Here is a 19,795-nt window from a genome sequence, read left to right as displayed (position 1 = left end):
CCTGTCCCTCCCGAGCGGCTGGCGGGCCGCCCGGGTCACCCCGCTCGGCGAGCTGCACACCCCGCCCCGGATGACCGCCGCGCTGCTCCGCCTCACCGTGCAGGTGGTGCTGGTGGCGTCGCTGTGGCGCGGACTGTACGCGCAGACCGGCACCACCGCCGGACTCACCCGCGACCAGGCGGTCACGTACGCCGTGCTCGCCGTACTGGCCACCCGCATCCGGGAGTTGGACCAGTACTCCGGCCGGGACACCGTCCAGCAGCACATGCACTTCGGCACCATCGTGTACTGGTATCTGCGCCCGCTGCCCCCGCAGCGCTACTACGCGCTGCGGGCGTTCGGCGAGCAGGTGTACGGGTTCGTGTGGGCGCTCGCCGGATACGCGGTCTGCCTGGCCGTCGGAGTCGTCGATCCCCCCAAATCGGCAGCTGCCGCTGGGGTGTTCGCGGTGAGCGTGCTGCTCGGCCAGTGGGTCTTGTACTACGTGATGCTCGTCATCGACCAACTGTGTTTCTGGACGCTCCGCAACGGCGCCGCGATGCTGATCCTGATCTTCGCGCAGAACCTGCTGTCCGGCGTGTACGCGCCGCTGTGGTTCTTCCCGGACTGGTTCATCACGCTCAGCCGCTTTCTGCCGTTCCAGGCGACGCTGAGCGTGCCGCTGTCGCTGTACGTGGGCCGGATCCCGGTGTCCGACGCGGGCCCCGAACTCGCCCTGCAGGCCGCCTGGGTGGTGGTGCTCGCCCTGTTCACCCGGCTGCTGTGGCGGCGCGCCGCCCGGCGCGTGATCTCGCAGGGAGGTTGACCATGTCGCTGGAGTCCTTTCGGATCGTGTGGCGCATCACGCGCCTCAACTTCCGTGCCCAGCTGGAGTATCGCTCCGAGTTTCTGATGATGATCGCGATCGGTGCGATCTGGCAGGTCTCGGTGATCGTGTTCGCGACCGTGCTGCTCACCCGGTTCACCGGGATGGGCGGCTGGGCGAGCGAGGACGTCCTGCTGATCGCCGCGACGCGCATGCTGGCGCACGGCCTGTTCGTGCTCTTCCTGGGCCGGGTGCACGGTCTGGCCCGGCACATCCAAGAGGGCGTCATCGACACGTATTTGGTGCGCCCGATGCCCGTCTACCGGCAGCTCCAGCTGTCCTTCTTCCCCACGAACGCGATCGGGGACCTGACGGTGGCCGCGGGTCTGATGGCGGGCGCGCTCACTCGCAGCCACCTGGACTGGAACGCGGGCCGGATCACGTACCTCGTCGTGTGCGTGCTGGGCGGCATGCTCCTGGAGGCGGCCCTGTTCACCGCGGTGGCCTGCGCCTCCCTCCGCTTTCCGGCCGCCGACTACTGGGGCCGCTGGCTGGAGGAACTGCTCGGCACGTTCGGCAGCTACCCGCTCAACGTGCTGCCGCGCGCGGTCGGCGGCTTCCTCACGTTCGGGCTGCCGCTGGCGTTCGTCGCGTACTTCCCGGCCGCGGTGCTGACCGGCCACGGGGGCGACTCCGGGGTGCCGTACTGGCTGGCGGCGGCCTCGCCGCTGGTGGGGCTGCTCGCGTATCTGGGCTCCCGGCTGCTGTGGCGCTGGAGCCTGCGGCACTACACGGGGGTGAACGGGTGACGGAATGACGGCGGGACACCCCGGATCGGTGTGTCAGGAAGGGATGAGCGGGAGGGCGTCCGTGTATCCGTTCACCGGCCGGTCGACCTTCTTGACGGTACGGGCGTCGAGGGCGGCCGGGGCGGAGCTCGTACCGAGGGTTCCGCCGGGGTGCCAGGCTCCCGTGATGGTCACCCAGGTGTCGGCGGACAGAGCAGGGGGCCCGTAGACCCGTACCTTGACGGACTGGGCGTCCGCCGCACAGCAGTTGAACATGATCCGGGTCAGGTACCAGCCGTCGCCCTCTTTGTCCGGCGTGACGAAGCCGGTCATCTGGACACTGCGTCCCTTGATGGCCTGCTCGCGGTCCTGCTGAACGCGGCTGGTGAACTCGGTGAGGGTGAGGAGAACCGGCGAGGTCGTGGGCAGCGGGTCGAAGTGTTCCTGCTCCACGACCGCCTTGGGAGCCTCACGGGAGGCGGTGTACGCGCCGAGGGCGGGCGGGGCGTAGAAGAGCAGACTCAGCGCGGGGAGGAACAGCAGCCAGGAGACACGGGGCGCGGTGGAGTGATCGTGACCGTGGCCGTCACGGCCCTCATGCTCATCGCCTCCGTCCTGTCTCGGGTGCAGCATCGCGTCCGCCAGTCCCAGCAGGAGCAGCAGCACCCCCGACGCGATCAGTATCGGACGCATCCCCTCCTTGACGTACCTGAGGCACAGGTCGGTGAAGAGCGAGGCGTGCAGCAGGCCGAGGCCGCTCAGGACGAGCAGGAGTATCTGGGCATGGCGTTTCACAGCAGGATCCCTCCGATCAGCACGCTGCAGACGACCGCGACGACGGCGGTCGCGGTGGAGAAGCGGACGGCGAAGGCCCGTCCGAAGGTGCCCGCCTGGAGGGCGATCAGCTTCAGGTCGACCATGGGGCCGACCACCATGAACGCCAGCCGCGCGGTCGGCGAGAAGCCGGTCAGCGAGGCGGCCACGAACGCGTCGGCCTCGGAGCACACCGCGAGGAGGATGGCGAGCGCCGCCAGGAAGAGCACCGACAGCCAGGGCGAGCCGGAGAACGCGTCGAGTACGGAGCGCGGGACCGCCACGTTGAAGGTGGCCGCGGCCATGGCGCCGAGGACCAGGAAGCCGCCCGCGTGCAGGAAGTCGTGCTGGAAGCCGCGCCGGAACTCGTTCCAGCGGCTGTGCCCCGGCCGGTGCCCGGTGTGTCGCACGGCCGGCCGCAGCCACTCCTCGCGGCCCAGCCAGAGCCACAGCCAGCCCATCAGGGCGGCGGTGGCGAGCGAGGCGAGCAGCCGGGCCAGGACCATGGCGGGGCTGCCGGGGAAGGCGACGGCCGTGGCGGTCAGCACGATCGGGTTGACGGCGGGGGCCGACAGCAGGAACGCGAAGGCGGCGGCCGGGGTGACGCCGCGGCTGATCAGGCTGTTCGCGACCGGCACCGACGCGCATTCGCAGCCGGGCAGGACGACCCCGGCGACTCCCGCGACCGGGACGGCGAGCACGGGCCGCCGGGGCAGCATCCGGCTGAACACCCGTGCCGGCACGAACGCGTTGATCGCGCCGGACAGGGCCGTGCCGAGCAGCAGGAAGGGCACCGCCTGGATGGTGATGGCGAGACAGACGGTCCGCCAGGCCTGCATGGCCGGTTGGTCCATCCACCGGCTGACGACGAAGAGCACCGGCCCGGAGAGGACGGCCGCTCCCAGCAGGAGCGGCCAGAACCGGGGCCAGTCGCGTACGGGGACGTCGTCGGCCCCCGCGGGGACCGCGACGCCCGCTTCCGCCTCCTCGGCGGCTGCCTCTGTTTTCTGCATGCATGCTCCGACTGTCGGATGATCACGTCGAAGATAGCGGGTGCGGCAGCTCTCGACTGTCCGCTGTCGCCTCAGTGGTCGGCGCAGCACGGCGTCGGGTCCGGCACCTCGAACGGGACCAGCGTCCCGCCCGCGGCCGGCATCGCCGCCAGGACCAGCTGCCCGTCGCGCCACTCGGGGCGTACGTGGTCACGTGTGACCAACCGCAGCTCGGGCTCAGGGCTGCCGGGTGCGCCGAGTACGGCGATCCGGTCCACCGCGGAGTCGGCCAGCAGCCGGGCGACGGTCACCGTCCCGGTGAGCGCCTCGACCCCGCCGTACAGGACGGCCCGGCCGCCGGTGCGTGCGGTGTGCTCGGCGGCGGCCTGGGCGGCACCGGCCGCGAGCTCGGCGGGCCCGTGGCGATCGGCGCCGAGAGCGGCGCCGAACTCTCTCTCGGCCAGCCGCTGCCAGGCCGAGCGGGCCGCACGCTCCGACGTCACGGCGAAGGACAGCGCCGTATGCGGCCGCCGCCCGTCCCGCACAAGGTGCGTGCAGCCCAACACGCCGTCACCCAAGCCAAGTTCGACAGCAAGCCCGCGTAGCAGACGGTCTGCCGCCTGCAGGGTTCCCGCGTGGCCGGTGTCGACTCCGACGACGTACCGCTCGGTGTACCGCTCGGTCACGACGGCAGGACCCACACCGGGTTGGAGTAGAACCACAGGTCCTTCCACGGGTCCGCGTCTCCGACGACGTCCACGGCCGGGCCCGCCGGGTCGACCGCGGAGCCGTTGAGGCCGACGGCGGAGCGGTTGCCGTCGGTGCCGCGCAGCCGGACGTACACCGGGCGGTCGACCGCACCGAGTTCGTACGTGAGGCGCACGGTGCCGCTGGACTTGTTCACCTCGTACGACCTCACGACCTTCGCGGTGGGAGCGGTGAGCGTGTCCCGGTCCGAGGCCGCGCCCGTCACCTCGCCCTGGATGACGTCGACGCGCGCCAACTTCGGTACGAAACCGGCCCAGTTGGTGCCGCCCGCCAGTCCCAGGTCGACCGTCAGCGTGACCTTCGTGCCCTTCTTGACGTGCAGCGCCCCGCCGAGCGTGGCCCAGCGGCTGCCGCCCGCCACCCGCGCGTCGAGACCGCTGATGAGCTGCCCGTGGTCGACCCACACGCGCCCGGCGCGGATGCCGTCCATCACGGCCGCGTAGGAGAATCCGTCGGCGCCGACGTGCGTACGGCTGTACTGGCCGGGCCAGTAGTCGCCCTGTGTGAGGTCGATCTTGCCGCCGTAGACCGGGTCTGCGTACTTGCCGTTGATGGCGTAGTCGGCGTCCGTGCCGCCGCGTACGGCGGTGTCCGTGTACACCTGGTGGGAGTCGGAGTTGGCGGTGATCCACCAGGGCTTGCCCTCGGCGAGGAGGCTGTCCCACAGGCCACCGACCGTGGCGGTCATCCAGTCGAAGCCGCCCCAGGTGCGGTAGCTCTCCAGCGGGTAGCCGGCGAAGGAGTTGGCGCTCGGGTTGTTGTCGTAGATGCCACGGGCCCGGCCCATACCCAGCGGCGCGGCGATACCTGCCGCCTGGTGCCCCGGAGCGCCCTCGAATCCGACCGCGATCTGGCGGCCCGAGCCGGTCGCGTCGCGCCAGCCGCGGATCTCGTGCGGCGAGTCGACACCACGCCGCGCCGGGTGGTTGGCGAGCATCAGCGCGTCCTTGACCTTCCGCCGCTGGACCTGCTCCGCGAGGAAGTTGAGACCCGCGATGGCGAGCGCCTCATTGGCGGGCGACGAGTCGCTCGCCCCCTTCACGCTGCCGTCGTAGTCGGTCTCGAACTGCTTGAGGACGGAGACCTCGTTCTTGCCGGGGTGGACAAAGACCGTCCCGTGCTCGGCGGCCGGGATGTTCCACTCCAGGCCCTGGAAGACGAGGGTGTCCTCGTACGCGTCGCGCGCCTCGACGATGTCCGGGTTGACCTTCTCCACGCCGATCTTGGCGTGCGTGGTGTTGCCGTGGTCGGTGATGACCAACCAGTCCATGCCGTGCCGTGCACCCTGGCGAACCTGGTCGACGACGCGGTACTTGCCGTCGTTGCTGTACTGGGTGTGGATGTGGTGGTCACCGGCCAGCCAGAGGAAGCCGTTCTTCTTGCGGCCGCCGCTCGTGGTGGCGTACGCCGGGGCGGCGGTGGCCCCCTGCGCCAGGACACTGCCGGCGGCCAGGCCCGCACCGAGCAGCCCGGCCCGGCGCAGCAGCGAGCGACGCGACCGCTGGTCGGGGGTCAGCGCCTCGTCGGGCACGGAGGTGTCGAAGGCGGCGGGCAAAGACGCACCCGTGCTGTCGTGATGATGGTGGTGATGATGCCCGTGCTCGTGTCCGTGACTGTGACTGTGCCCCATGACGCCTCCTGAGTCCCACCCCGCCCCTACGGGCGCATGCCACAAGGAGATTCGATGCGAAACATGAACACTGAGCGGCCGACGCATGTTCACCGCGCGACCTGGACGGGTCAACTGCCCCCGCCCGCCCGTCACATCCGGATTTCCGCCCAGACGACCTTGTAGGCCCCACCCGCACGCGGCTCGACTCCCCACCGCCCGGCGAGCGCCGAGACGAGCAGGAGCCCGCGCCCGCCCTCGTCCACCGGATCGGGTGTCCCCTGAAGCACCGGCAGCCGATCCGTCCGCCCGTCGGCCACCTCCACACGTACGACGCCCTCCCGCAACACCAGCCGTACGCGGAAATCACGCCCGCGCACCCGCCCGTATCGCACGGCGTTCGCGGCGAGTTCGGCAACGACGAGGGTCACGGTCTCACTGACCTCACTGCCGTACGCGAACCCCCACGCATCCATCCGATTCGCGACCAGCCGTCGCGCGAGCCGGGCCCCTCGCGGCGTGCTGCTGAAAAGCTGCGTGAACGTACGTACGGTAACCGTCACTTGGGCCCGGATCTCTCCTTGCATGCCCCAACGGTCCCGTGCGGCACGGGGATCGACCAGCGACGCCACTCGTACGCCGCTCCGTGTACGAGTTCGCGACATGGACAGTACTGGTAACGGTGCGTAACCATGACGATAGGGCCAACAGCACCATGAACGAACCCGAGCCGACCGACAGTCTCAAGACGTTCGGCCTGGTCCACAAGGCCTTCCGCGAGCGGACCGACTTGACCCAGGAGGTGCTGGACGCGTTCGCCGCCCCGGCACTGAGGTTCGGTAAGATCCGCGGATCTTCGTACCGGGGAGGGATCATGGCCGAGGGCCGCAACGCCGAAGGCACCAACAACAGCGCGGAAACCTCTGACGATGTCGTGGACGAGCAGACCGCGGTCCAGTTGGTGTATCGGCCCCAGTCTGCCGACACACTGGTCGGCCTGCGGGTCCGCGAGCGGATCAAGCGGACCGGGCTACTGCTGCGGGGGGTGTTCCTCGCACTGTGGGTAGGTCAATGGCTGATCGGCACCGTGGGCCGCGGGAGTATCGACGTGGTCTCGACCGTTCTGTTCTTGTTCGTCTTCCTGGTGGTGTGGGGGTACCCGCGGCTACAGGCCGCCCAAGTGCAGCGGATCACCGGATGGCAGGGCGAGTACCGCGCCACCGTGTCTCCGGCCGGGGTCACCTGCCGCAGCGACCACAGCACGTTGATCCAGAATTGGTCCGTCTTCCAGGGTTACCGGGAGACAGCCGGCCACTTTGTCCTGCTCAGCCGGGACCCCAACATCATGTGCCTCGATGTCCTGCCCAAGCGGGGCGTGCTTGAGGCCGGTGGCCTCGACCGGCTGCGGGCCATCCTGGACCAGCACACCGCTCGCGTGTGACGAACTTGAAAGGCGCCCGGCGCCGGCCAGAACGAGCTCGTGCATGGTTGACGGTGAGACGTCGAGCTCTTGATCGTCGCATCGTCAGCCGACCGCGCGATGCACCGCCCGGCCATCAGCCGAACGCCTCAGGGTCCTGCCAATAACGAGGCGTCCGGTCCTGCGGCTCGACAGCCAGGTCCGCCGCTGTCTCCTCCGCCCGCATGCTCCTGACCTCACCCTGGTCGGCCGAGTCCGAGACCAACTCCGCGACCTGCAGCGTGCAGTGCCACAGCGTCGCCCTCCCCTTGATCAACACGAAGTACGACTCGCCGTCAGCCAGGCGGTACACCCGGCGCCACTGCTCGATGATCCTCGTGCGCGGCCGATAGGTATGGACGACGGCGCGGAGCTCCCCCAGCGCCTGCTCCTTCGTACCGTTCACCTCACGGATGATCGCGGTCTGGAGGTGGTCACCGTTGTAGTGGCACTGCGCGATCACGATCCAGCTCCCCATGCTCGCCCCTCCCGGCACCCCCGGCGCCAGCCTCGATCGGATCCCGGCACCGCCGTGGGCACGGGCCCCCGCAGCCAATGGTCGGATTCTTCACGAGGAGGCGCCAGACGGCAGCCCGTCGACTCGCCAACTTGCAACCGAAAGCCTGCATCCGGGCTCACGCTCCCTACCAGCCGATATATCCGTGAACAAGCAGCCGAGGTCTTGTTATGTGGGTGGATCTTCTTCTCCGTGCCACAGGCCGTGAGGCGCGGGACGCCGCGCAGCCCTGGGCAGAGATCGAAGCGGAACTGGGGACCGACCTGCCCAGTGACTACAAGCAGTTGTGCCAGGCGTTCGGCGTCGGTGAGTTCTCGCAGGCGGTGTCGGTGCTGTGTGCCGATGAGACCGGCGTGGCGGATCTGCTGAGGATGTGGCGCTTTCTGCTGCAGGGCGACGACCCTTCGGACGGCGCGTTCGCGCCCTACCCGATCCATGCGTCCGGGACGACGGGAGGGCTGATCCCCTGGGGAACCTCGGCTGCGGGCGACATGTTCTTCTGGCAGGTCGCGGATGGCGCGGTGGACACATGGCTGGTCCTCGCCAAGATGAAGGACTCCGAGTACTGGCACCGTTACGGGATGACCGCCACGGAGTTCCTGTACCGGGTCCTCACCGATCCCGGATTCCGGCCCTATTCCGTGGCCGATTCCGTGCCCGAGCCGTGCTTCGAGCCTGCCTGAACAGCCGGTGACGGAAAGGAGGGAACTTACTCTGATGGACGATGTGTGGAAGCCGCCGTCGTACGAGTCCCAGCGACCAGCATCCGCACCGTACGTGTGGCCACACACGCCCGCGGCGGGCCGTGCGGGCAGTCGTGTGTCGTTGGTCGTGGCTGAATGAAGGCTGCATAGGGCTCGGGGTCCTGGGAGAAGGACTTCAGCGGTCCGTAGAGCTCTGCGACGATGCCGGTGTAGAAGTCAGCTGGGTCCACGTTCGTCACCCTACGCAACCCATCCCGCACGTTCACTCGAATAGCAAGGGTGGGTCACGCCCGATGCGTCCTCGTGTTGCCGATCGGGATCTGGCACGGCCGGAAAGATGGACCCCGTCCGCAGATCCGGGAGCATCCCCGGCCCACCGAGATTAGGGTCGCGCGCATGACACTCGAATATGGGACGTGGAGTTATCCTGCGCCGGAAAGAGTGCTCTCAGCTCAGGAGGAGACGCTCCTGCGGGCGGCTGCTGAACGTGGTGACGGGTACGCCAGTTGGCGACTCGGCAGAGCGTTGCTGGTGGTGGACGACCGGGCGCAGGAGGCGCTGCACTGGCTGGCGGCCGCAGCCCGTGCCGGGCACCGTGAGGCCCGCATCTGTCTGGCGTGGCTGGAGGCGGGCCAGAAGCTGTATGGCTCCGCCGACAGGCCCGAGGTCGATCAGTGGTTCCGACGCACTGCCGCCAGTGGGAGACGGGGACTGGCCAACATGGCCGGCTACCGAGACCGCAAAGATGCGTTGCTGCGTGAACTTGCCGCAGCCGGAGATGACCTATCCGCCAGTTACCTGGCCCTGGCGGCCCGCAGGAGGGGGGATACGGATGCGGTGGTGCACTGGTATGGGCGGGCCGCCGAACTCGGGGACGGCGTCTGGGCGCTGCTTCAGGGGGAAGCACTGGAGGAACAGGGCAGATTGGAAGAGGCGGAGGCCGTGTACCGGCGCGCCGCTGCCTCTGCAGATGACCCGGCGAGGTCCCGGGACATGGTCAGATACCGGTTACGGAGGCTTCTTGAGAGGCAAGGTAAGCCCGTTCCCGTCGATCTCCAGCATGCCGAGCCGCCCCCACCCGTATTCCGCGGAGACGCGCCCACGATCGTGGTGACCGCCGTCGTCACCACGGCCCTCGTCCCGTTCATTCAAGCACTCGCCACCAAGGCAGCCGAGGAAGCCTACGGCGCGGCCCGCTCCCTCATCAGCCGACTGCTGCACCGCGACCAGCGAGCCACGAACACTCCCCCTCCCGGCCCGGTCCTCCACGTCCTGCGGGATTCCCAGTCGGGCACACGCCTCGAACTGAGCGCCGACCGGCTCGACGACGAAGCACTGCATGCGCTCACCCTGGCCGACCTGGAAGCGCTCGCCGCCCCGGACCCCGCAGGAAAAACTGTCACTATCCGCTGGGACAACGAAGTGGGACTGTGGCGCCGCCATGTCGACGAGGTAGCGGACCAGCCATGAAACAGCGCCTCCGGGGATGCCGGGTCAGTCAGGAAGTCGCAGCAGAAGCACTCTTCACCACGGCAAGCCTCCGGATGACTTGAAAACGCACTGACATCGTGAACTCTCCTGACTCAACTGCCCCGAGATGGACGCCCTCGCCAAGCACACGAAGCATGGGTCGGCGCGTCACTGAACATCGAGGGATGCCTGCCGGGCGAGGAACTCCTCGAACGCCGCCTTCTGCTTCGGATCCATGAAGCCCTGGCGGACATTGCGGGCCTTCTCCTGGAGCCAGTGCGCCTCGTCGGGGTCCAGTAGCTCGGCGACCACCACGCCTTTGCGAGCAACCGCCGTACGCCCTCCTACGCGACGACGAAAGAGCGTGAACGCACCAAATTCCGCTGGGTGAGCCAGCTCCGGCTCCTCCGCCACAGCCCGGTTCTCTTCCTCAGCGCCACTCGTCGGGTAGGCGGTGGGGGCCCAATGCTCCCAGAGCGCCAGCGTGGCCGCGGGCACTAACACCGCGCGTTCGGCCTCTTCACGCCCCTCCCACATGAACGTGACAGTGACGGGCTCGCCGACCGCCTCGGCCAACCCGAGCACCCTCTCCACCTCATCGTTGATCGGGTAACCCACTACTACATCGATCTGAATGCCCATGGTGCCTGAGGCTACTGGCCGCTTACGACATGCCAGCCCAAAGCTCCTGCGCCTCGTCGACCACGGCGCACCAGGTTCCTCACTGGTCTTGGCCGGGCCAAACTGACACAAGATCACGGTAGTTGGCGAAGCAAGGGCCGGGAACCGTGTCTTGGATCGGCTGACCGTTCAGCCAGCATATTTGGAAGGTGTCGCTATCGGTGTCGAGTAGACAGCACACTCCGCCACTGGCGGCGGTGAGGCCGGTGAACACGGCTCTGATGCTTGCGGATCGCTCGAACAGCCGACTCATCCCCGACGTAGCTGCGGTGAACTCCAGAGACGCGAAGCGAGGGTGTGGCGCGGGCGCGAACCGCACCGTGAGGTAGACGTACCCAATCCGAACTCTCCCGAACTCGTCGGGTTCGGAGTCACGGTCCCCGCAGAACTCGCGCACCGCGTCGTCGACGCCGAACATGATTGAGGTGTCGAGTTGAAGCCTGCCGCTTGTGGAGCAATCCACCGGCTCGCTCTTGAAGTTGGACGTGAACGGGACGACGACCCGGTCACCGCCGGGCATGGTGACCGTAAGCGGCGTCACTCGACGGGTTGGCGGCGCCAGCTTGGTGAGCTCGAGCAGCGCCCTGGCGACGTTCTGGGCAGGCACAAAGATCTTGTAGCTGTAGGCAAGCCCCATACACTCCACCCCTTGTCCGTCGAACTGGACCTTCCCATGACATGCCCGTCCCGTGCGACACGGGGACCGACCAGCCACGCGACTCGTACGCCGCGTCGCGTACGAGTTCACGCCGTGGACAGTACCGGTGACGGTGCGTAACCATAGGTGGCATGACCAACAGCACCACGAACGAGCCCGAGCCGTCGGAGAGTCTCAAGACATTCGGCCTGGTCCACAAGGCGTTCCGCAAGCGGGCAGGCCTGACACAGGAGGAACTCGCCCCGCTGGTCCGGTTCCAGCCCTCCACGGTGGCGTCGATCGAGCAGGGAAGGCGGTTACCGCCACGGGTGTACATCGAGCGGGCGGAGGAGGCGCTGGACGCGTTCGGGGCGTTGCGGGCTGCCGCCAAGTACGTGACTCGGCAACCCGGGTTGGCCTCCTGGTTCCGGAAGTGGGCGGATCTGGAGGAGCGGGCGATCAGCTTGTACACGTACGAGAACCGGCTGGTGCCGGGGCTGCTTCAGACGGAGGGGTACACACGCACCCTCTTCAACGAGCGGGTGCCCGCGCTGACCGACTCGCAGATCGAGGCCCAGCTCGCCGCCCGCGAGGACCGTCAGCGACTGCTTACCGAGCGGCCCAACACGGCGTTCAGCTTCATCATCGAGGAGCACGTCATTCAGCGGGGTACCGGCGGCACGGAGGTCACGCGCGGGCAGATCGACCACGTCTTGGCGGTCAGCGAACTGCGCAACGTGGAAGTCCAGTTGATGCCGATGGCGTGCGCTGTACACGCCGGACTCGACGGCCCCATCCGGCTACTGGAGACCCCGGAGAACGAGTGGTTCGGCTACTGCGAGGGACAGGAAAGTGGCCAGCTCGTCTCCAATCCAAAAACGATCAGTGTGCTCCACATGCGCTATGCGAAACTGCGTTCACAGGCTCTCACCCCGGATGACTCCCGGAGCCTGCTGGAGCGGACGCGAGGAGCGCTATGAGCACCATGGAACTGAACTGGTTCAAGAGCAGCTACAGCGGCAGCTCCGGCGACGACTGCGTCGAAGTCGCCCTCACCTGGGTCAAGTCGACGTACAGCAGCAGCGGCGACGGCGACTGCGTCGAGATGGCCACCTGCCCCACCACCATCCACATCCGCGACTCCAAGAACACCACGGGTCCCCAACTCGCCCTCTCCCCCACCACCTGGACGGAGTTCCTGGAGTTCGCCGTCGGGAACTCCACTCGCGTATGAGCCACTCCCAACAACCTGCACCCGCACATGAGGGGCCGTTCACCGAAGCCGCCGCCGCTGCCGCGGTGAAGTCGGCATGCGGCGAAATAGGCGCACCCCCCCCCCGGCGATCTTGAGCTGCTGAGGTTCGGCGAGAACGCACTGTTCGCCGACACCACCCAGGGACTGGTCTTCCGCGTCGCCCGTTCCGACTCGCTCACCGCCAAGGTGGACAAGGAACTGGCCACGGCGCGCTGGTTGCTGGCGCAGGGATTCCCCGGCGTTCGCCCCAGGGACGACCTGCCGCAACCCATAGCTACCGAGGGCCGGTTGGTGACGTTCTGGGAGTACATCCCGGCCAGTCAGCCGACACCGGAACTCTCGGATCTGGCCGTACTCCTGCGGAGGCTGCACACGCTTCCGGACCCCGACTTCGACGTTCCGAGACTCGACCCCTTCCCTCGCATGCGGGAGCGGTTGAGCAAGGCCGAGGGCGTACGGGAAGCCGACGTGGAGTTCCTCGCGGATTCCTGCCGGGCCGCGGAGGACGAGTTCCACACCCTCGTCGTCGCGAACCCCTCCTCGTACGGACTGGTCCACGGTGACGCGCACCGAGGCAATCTGCTCCGGCATGGCCAACAAGTGCTGCTGATCGACTACGAGGCCGTCGCCATGGGGCCGCGAGCGTGGGATCTGCTGCCGACGGCGACGGCGGTGGACCGTTTCGGGCTGTCGACCACCGAGTACGCCGCGTTCGTCGAGACGTACGGCACGGACGTCACCCGGGACCCCGGCTACCGCACGCTGCGTACCGTCCGCGAGCTCGGAATGACCACCTGGCTGATGCAGAACGTCGTCGAATACCCCGCGGCGGCACGGGAGTTCGCCCTGCGCATGGAGTCGTTGAGGAGGAGGGACCTTGTCGCCCGCTGGCACGCCCTCTGAGCCAGAGATCGAGCCCTACGACGCACCGTTCGCACCCTACGTCTCCCGCGACGGCACCCGCCTGACGACGATATACGCCACCTCATGGACGTACGCTCCGGACCGGCCAGGAAGCGGAACGGGCCCGCGGCGCCCCTCCGACCTGCTCAAGCTGGGGCGGCTGGCGTCGTACTACGACGCGCACGCCGATCAGTTACCCCGCGTACTGCTCCGGGAGCGGCTCGACCCGGCCACGGTGACGGCCCGCCGCTGGAGCGCGTCCGCTCAGGCAGACCCCGAAGCGGTCGTCCTCTGGTATCTCACGGCGCCGTCCGGACAGATCCTGCTCGCCCTCACCATCGACGTCCAGGCCTCCTTGATCGACTGCATTCCGCTCCTCGAGGACCTCCACTATGCGGAAGTGACCTGTGGAGACAAGGGACTTGAGCAGTTCGCGGCAGCCCGCATCGGTGCCACCGTGCCAGGCCTGCTCCAGGAGCGCCACCAACTGGTCTTCCGCGCGTCACCCACAGCACAGGACGTACCGTCTCCCGACACGGTCCAGCGCGTCATCTACCGCGCCGACCTCCCCGCCCGCCCGGATCACGACTCCATCTGCCAACCCGCCGAACTGAACCGCCGCCCCACCACGACAGGCGCTCTGGGCCCCTACGTCAGCCTGCTGACAGGCCATCAGGACTACGTGGAGAACACCGCTTTCCTCTCGGCCGTCCAGGCCGTCGCCTCCGCTGCCCGGCTGCGGGAGATCCGGGTCGAGGCCGATTCGTACACCCGCCGCTTCCGCACCCGACCGGACGGCGGCGCCCGCCCGCATGAACGCCGTACGCTCCTTGAGCACATCACAGACGCGACGGGTCACCTCGAACTCGAGCTGAGCTACAGCGTGGAGACCCCCGCCGACCTGGCGACGCTCATCCCCTCCCTCCGACCCACGGCGTACCACACAGCCCTGTACGAGGCGATGGGCGTGACCGAGCACGCCACCGCCGTCAGCCAGAGCCTGACCCGCCTCGGCAACGCCACCACCGCCGAACTCACCTCGGTCCAATCGGCGGAGCAGCGCTCCGCCGACCGCCGCCGCGTCCGTACGGTCGTCGCCGTCACCTTCGTCACCACGGTGACGGCGACGCTCGGACTCCTCTTCGCCTTCTTCGGTGTCAACTCCTCCGAAGTCGACGTGCACCGATCGATGTTCGACCTCGCGTACGCCCCGGTCTACGCTCTCATCGCGTCCGTGCTCGTCCTCGGCTTCGCCCTGTACGCCACCCTCCAGGCCGTCGACCGCGCGGCCCTCCGCCGCAATCGTGCTCCCGCCCCGACCTGGCACGGCACACACCGACTGCTCTCCGACGAACTGCGCAGCCCGGTTCCGGACAACACCCCGAACCCGTCCCTGGCACCCGCCCCCTCGCCCTCACCACCCCCGGCACGCCAGTCGGCCGAGCGGTGAACGCCCCGAGGACCATGGCGGTCGCGGGCCGCGATCCTGCTCGCGCTCGCCATCTCGCAGCCGACGGCAACTACGGCGACGCGATGGGGGTCCCCCCTGTTCGAGCGAAGCCGAGAACTTGGGGAGTCGGCAACCGACGGCAACGCCGCAGATGTGCGTGCCCCACCCCGCGTCTCCCGCCGTGATCGACCGGACAGGTCCTAGGGCACCTCGGTGTCTCGTGTCTGCTTCTCAGCAGTGCTCGTCCAGGAGGCACAGTGTTTCGTATGAAGCCTGGACGAAGGGTGCCAACGGGGTTGGTGCCGTGTTGGTGAGGGCCGCGAGGGCGGTGCCGGAGTGCGGGAGGAAGCCGGCGAAGGCGGTGAAGCCGCAGGTGGCGCCGGAGTGGTGGAGCAGAGGGCGACCCTGACGGGGGCGGAGGTTCCAGATGAGGCAGAGGCGGTTGCCGGTGCGGGGCAGCGCCAGCCGTGGACGCTGCACCTCGGTGAGAGCGGTCCGCAGGCTCGGGGGCCCGGCGGTCTCCGGGGCGAGCAGTGCCGTCAGTGTGTTGAGCAGGTCGCGGGCGCTGGAGCGCAGGGCTCCGGCGGCGGGCAGGCCGGGGATGCGCCAGGGAGGGCGGGCACGGCCTCGCCAATGACCGGTGGCCTGGGGGCGGTTGGGGTCGCAGTCGGTGTCCGCGAGGCCCAGCGGGGCCAGGACGCGGTTGGTGAGCAGGATGGGGTAGTCGGTCCCGATGGCGTGGGAGAGGGCGTGCCCCAGCAGGCCGGCGCCGAAGTTGGAGTAGTGCACATGGGTACCGGGGCGGTGGTGCAGCCGGGTGCGGGAGAGCGCGGCGAGCGCGTCGTCGGGTGAGTAGTCGGCGTAGGGGTTGCTGAACCAGCCGCTGCGGGCCGCGCGGGAGAGCATTCCAGGTGGCAGCCGGGGCAGTCCGGAGGTGTGGGTGGCCAGGTGGAGCAGGGTGATCGGACCGGGGACGCCGTGCGGCAGGTAGCGGGCGAGCGGGTCGTCGTAGCGCACCTCGCCGCGGGCGGCGAGTTCCGCGAGCAGCAAGGCGGTGAAGGTCTTGGTGAGGGAGCCGGTCTCGAAGCGGGTGCTGGGCTCCACGGGCCCGCGGCACAGCACCACGCGCTCGTCACCGCGTACGGCTGCTACGGCCGTGGCGGTGCCCTTGGTTGCCTCCAGCAGCGGGTGCATGCAGGTGTCCAGGGGCGGGCCATTCACGGTTCCCCTGCTGCCCGGGCGAGTGCGATGGTGCCCGCGACGGCGGTGACGACGACGGTGTGCTGGTGGTCCTTGAACCGCTGCTCGGGATCGTCGTCGACGGGGTCGCCGTCCCGTGGGAGCAGGCCGTCCTCGTGCTGGAGGGCGGCGATGGTCTCCCAGTCCGCAGGTTCGCAGTAGGGGTCGTCGAGGCAGGCGCCGACGATGAGGAGTTCCGCGACCAGGTCCCATTGTTCGACCTCGCGCCAGATGTCGATCCACACCGGCAGCCAGGTCCTCACGTAGGAGGTGAGTTCAGCCGGCAGGCCCTGTGGGAAGCCACCCCAGTCAGTGAGGTGGAAGACCGTATGGGTCATCGAGTAAGCAGTGATCCAGTCGATCGCCCAGGGTTCGGGGCCGGCGCCGAGCCAAGTGGAACGGGTGAGCGTGGCCCAGTCGTCGCTGCGGTTGAGGCCGCAGATGCGGGCGGCGTTGGCGACAGCGAGCCGGCGGTTGGGCATGTGCTCGATGCCGTGCGCTGAACGCAGCCGGGTGTGGTGGGTCAGCAGCCGGTCCAGGTGCGGATGGCGGTAACCGCAGCGAGCGAAGGGCGCGTACGTCTCCAGCGGGTCGGTCATCAGCGTGTGCCGGAGCTGGCGCTCGTAGAGCATGTCGCCCTGGCGGAACTGCTGCCAGGTGAATTCCATCAGGCTCTGGGCAGCAGCCAGTTGCCCGGGTCCGGCGACGGCGTCACGCAGGATGAGAGACGCGGCGAGCGCGGTCTCGCCCAGCGGTTTGTAAACGCTGTCGGGGTCGGCGATCTCCACGGTGGTGCCGGGCGGCAGGGCTCCAAGGGATCGGTTCGCATGGAGCCAGGACAGGGCCCGGTCGGCCATACGCCGGGCCGCCACCACCACGGGCTCGGGAACCGTCATGTCCGTACCGCCTCCGCGTCCTGGGGGACATTCCCTTCGAGCAGATGCCGCGCGACGGCCAGGTCGAGTGAGTTGCGCGGGCTTTCACCGCCGAGCAGCCGTACGTGTTCCTCCACGGGCACCGGGTCCAGAGGGAGCGCGATGCCCTCATGGTGGAGCCATGCCAGCCATCGGGTCAGCCGTGCCGCCGTGGGGAAATCACGGCGCAGGACCGAGCGGGTGACCCCTCGGCTGAGCGACAGGGCTGCGCCGCGGGCCGCTTCGTGGACCGGACTGTGCAGACCAGGGGTGGCGAGCGGGGCGAGCTGGGCCATGATCACGGAGCATCGCTGCCAGTCGGCGGTGTCGCAGAGGGCGCTGTCCTCCTCGGGCTGAGCGGCGGCCACTTGGTGGGCGCCGTCGGTGCTGCACCGGGCCAGGAGCTGCGCGGTCGCCCAGTCGCGCCAGGCCATGGTCAGCAGTCCGTCCGTGCCCGCCGTGGACCCGGCCCCCGGCGAGGGGAACGCGGCGAAGGACTTGACCACAGCAGCCGCATCCTCAGGGCAGAACAGTGCGCCGGTCAGGATGTGCGGGGTGAAGATGTCCGCGCCGATCAACCGGACCGCGGCGAAAGCCGCCATCGCGTCGGGTGAAGTGTCGATATGCCGCGCGACGAGCACCGCGTCCCCGGTTCCGCCAAGGGCACCGAGGACACGGGTCGCCAGACCGTCGGCAGCCGTGGCGAAGTCGGCCCGGGAACTCACTTGCCCTTGGGCTCCCTCGGCTCCTTGGAAGACAAAAGAAGGAGCGAAAGGAGGAAGCCTGCCGCCTCCGGTGAGGGGAGGGGCGCGCCGCTGACGACGGCTTCCGGTTCCACCATCAGTGAACCGATCGCCGACACCTCGGCCGGAGTCGCGACGAGACGGACGGTTTCCTGCGCGAGCATCAATACCTCCTTGCTGGAGAGACATATCACCACTTGTGTGGTGATTTCCCTGTAAAGGTTAGGTGTGTCCTGCAAGCCTTCCGTGGACGACGCGTGAAAACCCTCCCTTTGGGGGACCTGTCGACCTGATGGACGGCCAGCGCCATGTCCTGGACGCCGCTAAGCGGACTGGGAACGGGCGCCACTTGCCGGTTCTGGCCGACATTCTGCGGGGTGTGCGCCAGAACCCCCGTACCCTCGCGCATAGCCGCCCGAGTTCTTGAGGTCTGCGAAGCCGTGCTCGACGGCCGGCCGATATGCGGATCAACGCGTCACCTTCTTCATCGGTCTTGGCCGGGACCCATGTCGCGATATAGCGTTAGTCCTCTAGGCGCGCCGCTGTCTGCGTCGCGTGAAGACGTTCGACAGGACCAGGACGGAAGCATGTCGGGAGAGATCTCGCCCACCGGGAAGCGCTCCGGCTCGCCGCCCGAGCTGCGGGCCTCTCATGCGGACCGGGACCGGGCGGTGGACGTGCTGCGTATCGCGGCGGGGGACGGCCGGCTGACCGCGGCCGAGTTGGACGAGCGCCTGGAGGCTGCCCTGTCGGCCCGGACCGTCAGCGAACTGACCGCGCTCACCGCTGACCTGCCGCCCGTGTCGGCCTCGGCCGGCATGGCCGTGGCAGAGGTCAAGGACGTACTCCGGATCGCCCAGAGGTTCAGCAGGGTCGAGCGTGTGGGGCACTGGGTGGTGCCGCGGAGGCTGGAGCTTGCGGCGGAGTGGAGCGAGGTGACGCTCGACTTCACTCAGGCAGTGATCACGCAGGACACCTTGCGGATCGACATCGACATGCCCGGCAAGACCCTGACGCTGGTCACCAAGCCGGGCATCGTGGTCGATGCCGATGCCCTGACACTGGAACACAGCAAGCTCAAGATCCGTCAGGCGCCGGACCTTGGTACGCCGATCACGCTGCGAGTGGAGCTGGTCGGCAAGAAGAGCTTTGGCCGCGTCGTGGTGCGGCCTCCACGTCGGACGTTCGGACAGTGGCTGCTGCGCAAGCCCACGTCCCTGCCCGCCGGCGATTGACAAACGCCTACGAAACACAGCCCACCCGACAGCAGCCCTGCTATTGGGGCCTCTGTACGGAGAACTCGTTGCCGTCGGGGTCGAGCATCAGCACCCGGACGCCGTCGCCCTCACCGATGTCGGTGCGCGTCGCGCCGAGCGAGATCAGACGGTCGACCTCCGCCTCCCAGTCGGCGTCGGCGTCGGCGTCGGCGTCGGCGGGGAGCGTCAGCTCGAAGTACAGCCTGTTCGTGCCCGTCTTCGGCGCCACCGGAGGACCACCCCACGTGATCTTCGTACCGCCGTTCGGCGATTGGATCGCGGTCTCCTGGTCCTGGTCCCAGACCAGCGGCCACCGCAGCGCCTCGCTCCAGAAGTAACCGACCTCCTGCGTACCGTCGCAGGCCAGCGCTCCGATGAAGCCGGTGTCGGCGAGGAACTTGTTGCCCGCCTCGATGACGCAGAACTCGTTGCCGTCCGGATCGGCGAGCACCACATGCCCCTCTTCCGGGAGTTGGCCCACGTCGATGTGTTCCCCGCCGCATTCCAGCGCCCTGGCCACCGTCTGCTGCTGATCCTCCGGGGAGGTGCTCGTCAGGTCGAAGTGCGCCCGGTTCTGGCCGGTCTTCGGCTCCTGGCTCGGCAGGAAACGGATGCGGAACCCGGCGTTATCAGGGGGCAGGATCGCGACGTCGTCGTCCGGACCGTCGGCCAACTCCCAGCCCAGGACCCCGGACCAGAACCGCGCCAGGCCCGACGGCCGGGTCGCATTGAAGCAGATCGCGAACAGTTGGCTGGTCATACCTCGCGCATCTCCGATCCACTGACGGTCGA

Annotated in this window: 23 protein-coding genes and 1 pseudogene; 10 read left to right on the top strand and 14 right to left on the bottom strand. The window is 68.6% G+C overall.

Features of this window, described 5'->3' with window-relative positions; translation table 11 throughout:
• Position 1 precedes the first annotated feature (1 nt).
• On the top strand, positions 2 to 805 hold the full coding sequence (locus tag AB0D57_RS24365) for an ABC-2 family transporter protein (protein ID WP_362076687.1): 804 nt from the start codon (positions 2 to 4) through the stop codon (positions 803 to 805).
• Between the two features lie 2 nt (positions 806 to 807).
• Positions 808 to 1,614: an ABC-2 family transporter protein gene (locus tag AB0D57_RS24360; RefSeq protein ID WP_362076627.1), complete on the top strand. Its 807-nt coding sequence runs from the start codon at positions 808 to 810 to the stop codon at positions 1,612 to 1,614.
• Positions 1,615 to 1,647: 33 nt separating this feature from the next.
• Here the strand turns inward: AB0D57_RS24360 and AB0D57_RS24355 are convergent, their stop codons facing one another.
• From AB0D57_RS24355 to AB0D57_RS24335, 5 genes are all read right to left on the bottom strand, one after another.
• Positions 1,648 to 2,388 (bottom strand): TIGR03943 family protein, encoded by a 741-nt coding sequence (locus tag AB0D57_RS24355; protein ID WP_362076624.1) that lies wholly within the window; start codon positions 2,386 to 2,388, stop codon positions 1,648 to 1,650.
• Positions 2,385 to 3,419 (bottom strand): permease, encoded by a 1,035-nt coding sequence (locus AB0D57_RS24350; RefSeq protein ID WP_362076621.1) that lies wholly within the window; start codon positions 3,417 to 3,419, stop codon positions 2,385 to 2,387. The genes AB0D57_RS24355 and AB0D57_RS24350 overlap by 4 nt, the downstream gene beginning before the upstream one ends.
• Before the next feature lie 71 nt (positions 3,420 to 3,490).
• Positions 3,491 to 4,084: a hypothetical protein gene (locus AB0D57_RS24345; protein ID WP_362076618.1), complete on the bottom strand. Its 594-nt coding sequence runs from the start codon at positions 4,082 to 4,084 to the stop codon at positions 3,491 to 3,493.
• On the bottom strand, positions 4,081 to 5,796 hold the full coding sequence (locus AB0D57_RS24340; protein WP_362076615.1) for a PHP domain-containing protein: 1,716 nt from the start codon (positions 5,794 to 5,796) through the stop codon (positions 4,081 to 4,083). Before AB0D57_RS24340 ends, AB0D57_RS24345 begins: the two co-directional genes overlap by 4 nt.
• A 131-nt stretch (positions 5,797 to 5,927) precedes the next feature.
• Positions 5,928 to 6,338: an ATP-binding protein gene (locus AB0D57_RS24335; RefSeq protein WP_362076612.1), complete on the bottom strand. Its 411-nt coding sequence runs from the start codon at positions 6,336 to 6,338 to the stop codon at positions 5,928 to 5,930.
• Between the two features lie 152 nt (positions 6,339 to 6,490).
• Here AB0D57_RS24335 and AB0D57_RS24330 point away from each other — a divergent pair, with 152 nt between their 5' ends.
• Entirely contained in the window at positions 6,491 to 7,216 is a 726-nt protein-coding gene (locus tag AB0D57_RS24330; protein WP_362076609.1) for a YcxB family protein, read from the top strand.
• 115 nt (positions 7,217 to 7,331) lie between these two features.
• Here AB0D57_RS24330 and AB0D57_RS24325 read toward each other — a convergent pair whose 3' ends face one another.
• The gene (locus tag AB0D57_RS24325) at positions 7,332 to 7,712 is read right to left on the bottom strand and encodes a hypothetical protein (RefSeq protein WP_362076606.1); all 381 of its coding nucleotides are present in this window, start codon (positions 7,710 to 7,712) and stop codon (positions 7,332 to 7,334) included.
• 215 nt (positions 7,713 to 7,927) lie between these two features.
• Between AB0D57_RS24325 and AB0D57_RS24320 the strand changes: the two genes are divergently transcribed.
• Complete coding sequence (locus AB0D57_RS24320) at positions 7,928 to 8,434, top strand: SMI1/KNR4 family protein (protein ID WP_362076603.1); 507 nt, start codon at positions 7,928 to 7,930, stop codon at positions 8,432 to 8,434.
• A gap of 152 nt (positions 8,435 to 8,586) precedes the next feature.
• Here AB0D57_RS24320 and AB0D57_RS24315 read toward each other — a convergent pair.
• Positions 8,587 to 8,685 (bottom strand): annotated as a pseudogene (locus tag AB0D57_RS24315) (SAM-dependent methyltransferase); the annotation flags it as partial.
• Between the two features lie 166 nt (positions 8,686 to 8,851).
• Between AB0D57_RS24315 and AB0D57_RS24310 the strand changes: the two are divergent.
• On the top strand, positions 8,852 to 9,925 hold the full coding sequence (locus AB0D57_RS24310; protein ID WP_362076600.1) for a hypothetical protein: 1,074 nt from the start codon (positions 8,852 to 8,854) through the stop codon (positions 9,923 to 9,925).
• Positions 9,926 to 10,093: 168 nt separating this feature from the next.
• Here the strand turns inward: AB0D57_RS24310 and AB0D57_RS24305 are convergent, their stop codons facing one another.
• Positions 10,094 to 10,567, bottom strand: coding sequence for a hypothetical protein (locus AB0D57_RS24305; protein WP_362076593.1), 474 nt, complete (start codon positions 10,565 to 10,567; stop codon positions 10,094 to 10,096).
• Between the two features lie 79 nt (positions 10,568 to 10,646).
• Positions 10,647 to 11,243: a hypothetical protein gene (locus tag AB0D57_RS24300; protein ID WP_362076590.1), complete on the bottom strand. Its 597-nt coding sequence runs from the start codon at positions 11,241 to 11,243 to the stop codon at positions 10,647 to 10,649.
• 152 nt (positions 11,244 to 11,395) lie between these two features.
• Here AB0D57_RS24300 and AB0D57_RS24295 point away from each other — a divergent pair, with 152 nt between their 5' ends.
• The 4 genes from AB0D57_RS24295 to AB0D57_RS24280 all read left to right on the top strand — a co-directional run bounded on the left by AB0D57_RS24295 (position 11,396) and on the right by AB0D57_RS24280 (position 14,851).
• Complete coding sequence (locus tag AB0D57_RS24295; RefSeq protein WP_362076587.1) at positions 11,396 to 12,223, top strand: helix-turn-helix transcriptional regulator; 828 nt, start codon at positions 11,396 to 11,398, stop codon at positions 12,221 to 12,223.
• Positions 12,220 to 12,477, top strand: coding sequence for a DUF397 domain-containing protein (locus tag AB0D57_RS24290; RefSeq protein WP_362076584.1), 258 nt, complete (start codon positions 12,220 to 12,222; stop codon positions 12,475 to 12,477). The genes AB0D57_RS24295 and AB0D57_RS24290 overlap by 4 nt, the downstream gene beginning before the upstream one ends.
• Before the next feature lie 207 nt (positions 12,478 to 12,684).
• Entirely contained in the window at positions 12,685 to 13,401 is a 717-nt protein-coding gene (locus AB0D57_RS24285) for an aminoglycoside phosphotransferase family protein (RefSeq protein ID WP_362076581.1), read from the top strand.
• The gene (locus AB0D57_RS24280; protein ID WP_362076578.1) at positions 13,376 to 14,851 is read left to right on the top strand and encodes a hypothetical protein; all 1,476 of its coding nucleotides are present in this window, start codon (positions 13,376 to 13,378) and stop codon (positions 14,849 to 14,851) included. The genes AB0D57_RS24285 and AB0D57_RS24280 overlap by 26 nt, the downstream gene beginning before the upstream one ends.
• A gap of 231 nt (positions 14,852 to 15,082) precedes the next feature.
• Here AB0D57_RS24280 and AB0D57_RS24275 read toward each other — a convergent pair whose 3' ends face one another.
• From AB0D57_RS24275 to AB0D57_RS24260, 4 genes are read right to left on the bottom strand one after another with little or no spacing between them, the layout of a single operon-like run.
• Positions 15,083 to 16,045 (bottom strand): serine hydrolase domain-containing protein, encoded by a 963-nt coding sequence (locus AB0D57_RS24275; RefSeq protein ID WP_362076684.1) that lies wholly within the window; start codon positions 16,043 to 16,045, stop codon positions 15,083 to 15,085.
• A 23-nt stretch (positions 16,046 to 16,068) separates the two neighbouring features.
• Entirely contained in the window at positions 16,069 to 16,986 is a 918-nt protein-coding gene (locus AB0D57_RS24270) for a hypothetical protein (protein WP_362076575.1), read from the bottom strand.
• Positions 16,983 to 17,729, bottom strand: coding sequence for a hypothetical protein (locus tag AB0D57_RS24265; RefSeq protein ID WP_362076572.1), 747 nt, complete (start codon positions 17,727 to 17,729; stop codon positions 16,983 to 16,985). Before AB0D57_RS24265 ends, AB0D57_RS24270 begins: the two co-directional genes overlap by 4 nt.
• Entirely contained in the window at positions 17,726 to 17,911 is a 186-nt protein-coding gene (locus tag AB0D57_RS24260; protein WP_362076569.1) for a hypothetical protein, read from the bottom strand. Before AB0D57_RS24260 ends, AB0D57_RS24265 begins: the two co-directional genes overlap by 4 nt.
• A gap of 423 nt (positions 17,912 to 18,334) precedes the next feature.
• Between AB0D57_RS24260 and AB0D57_RS24255 the strand changes: the two genes are divergently transcribed.
• On the top strand, positions 18,335 to 18,982 hold the full coding sequence (locus AB0D57_RS24255) for a DUF1707 domain-containing protein (protein ID WP_362076566.1): 648 nt from the start codon (positions 18,335 to 18,337) through the stop codon (positions 18,980 to 18,982).
• 40 nt (positions 18,983 to 19,022) lie between these two features.
• Here AB0D57_RS24255 and AB0D57_RS24250 read toward each other — a convergent pair whose 3' ends face one another.
• Positions 19,023 to 19,763, bottom strand: coding sequence for a VOC family protein (locus tag AB0D57_RS24250; RefSeq protein WP_362076563.1), 741 nt, complete (start codon positions 19,761 to 19,763; stop codon positions 19,023 to 19,025).
• Positions 19,764 to 19,795 lie beyond the last annotated feature (32 nt).

The organism is Streptomyces sp. NPDC048275 (assembly GCF_040652275.1).
Lineage (GTDB): Bacteria > Actinomycetota > Actinomycetes > Streptomycetales > Streptomycetaceae > Streptomyces.
This window is presented reverse-complemented; position numbering and strand designations above follow the sequence as displayed.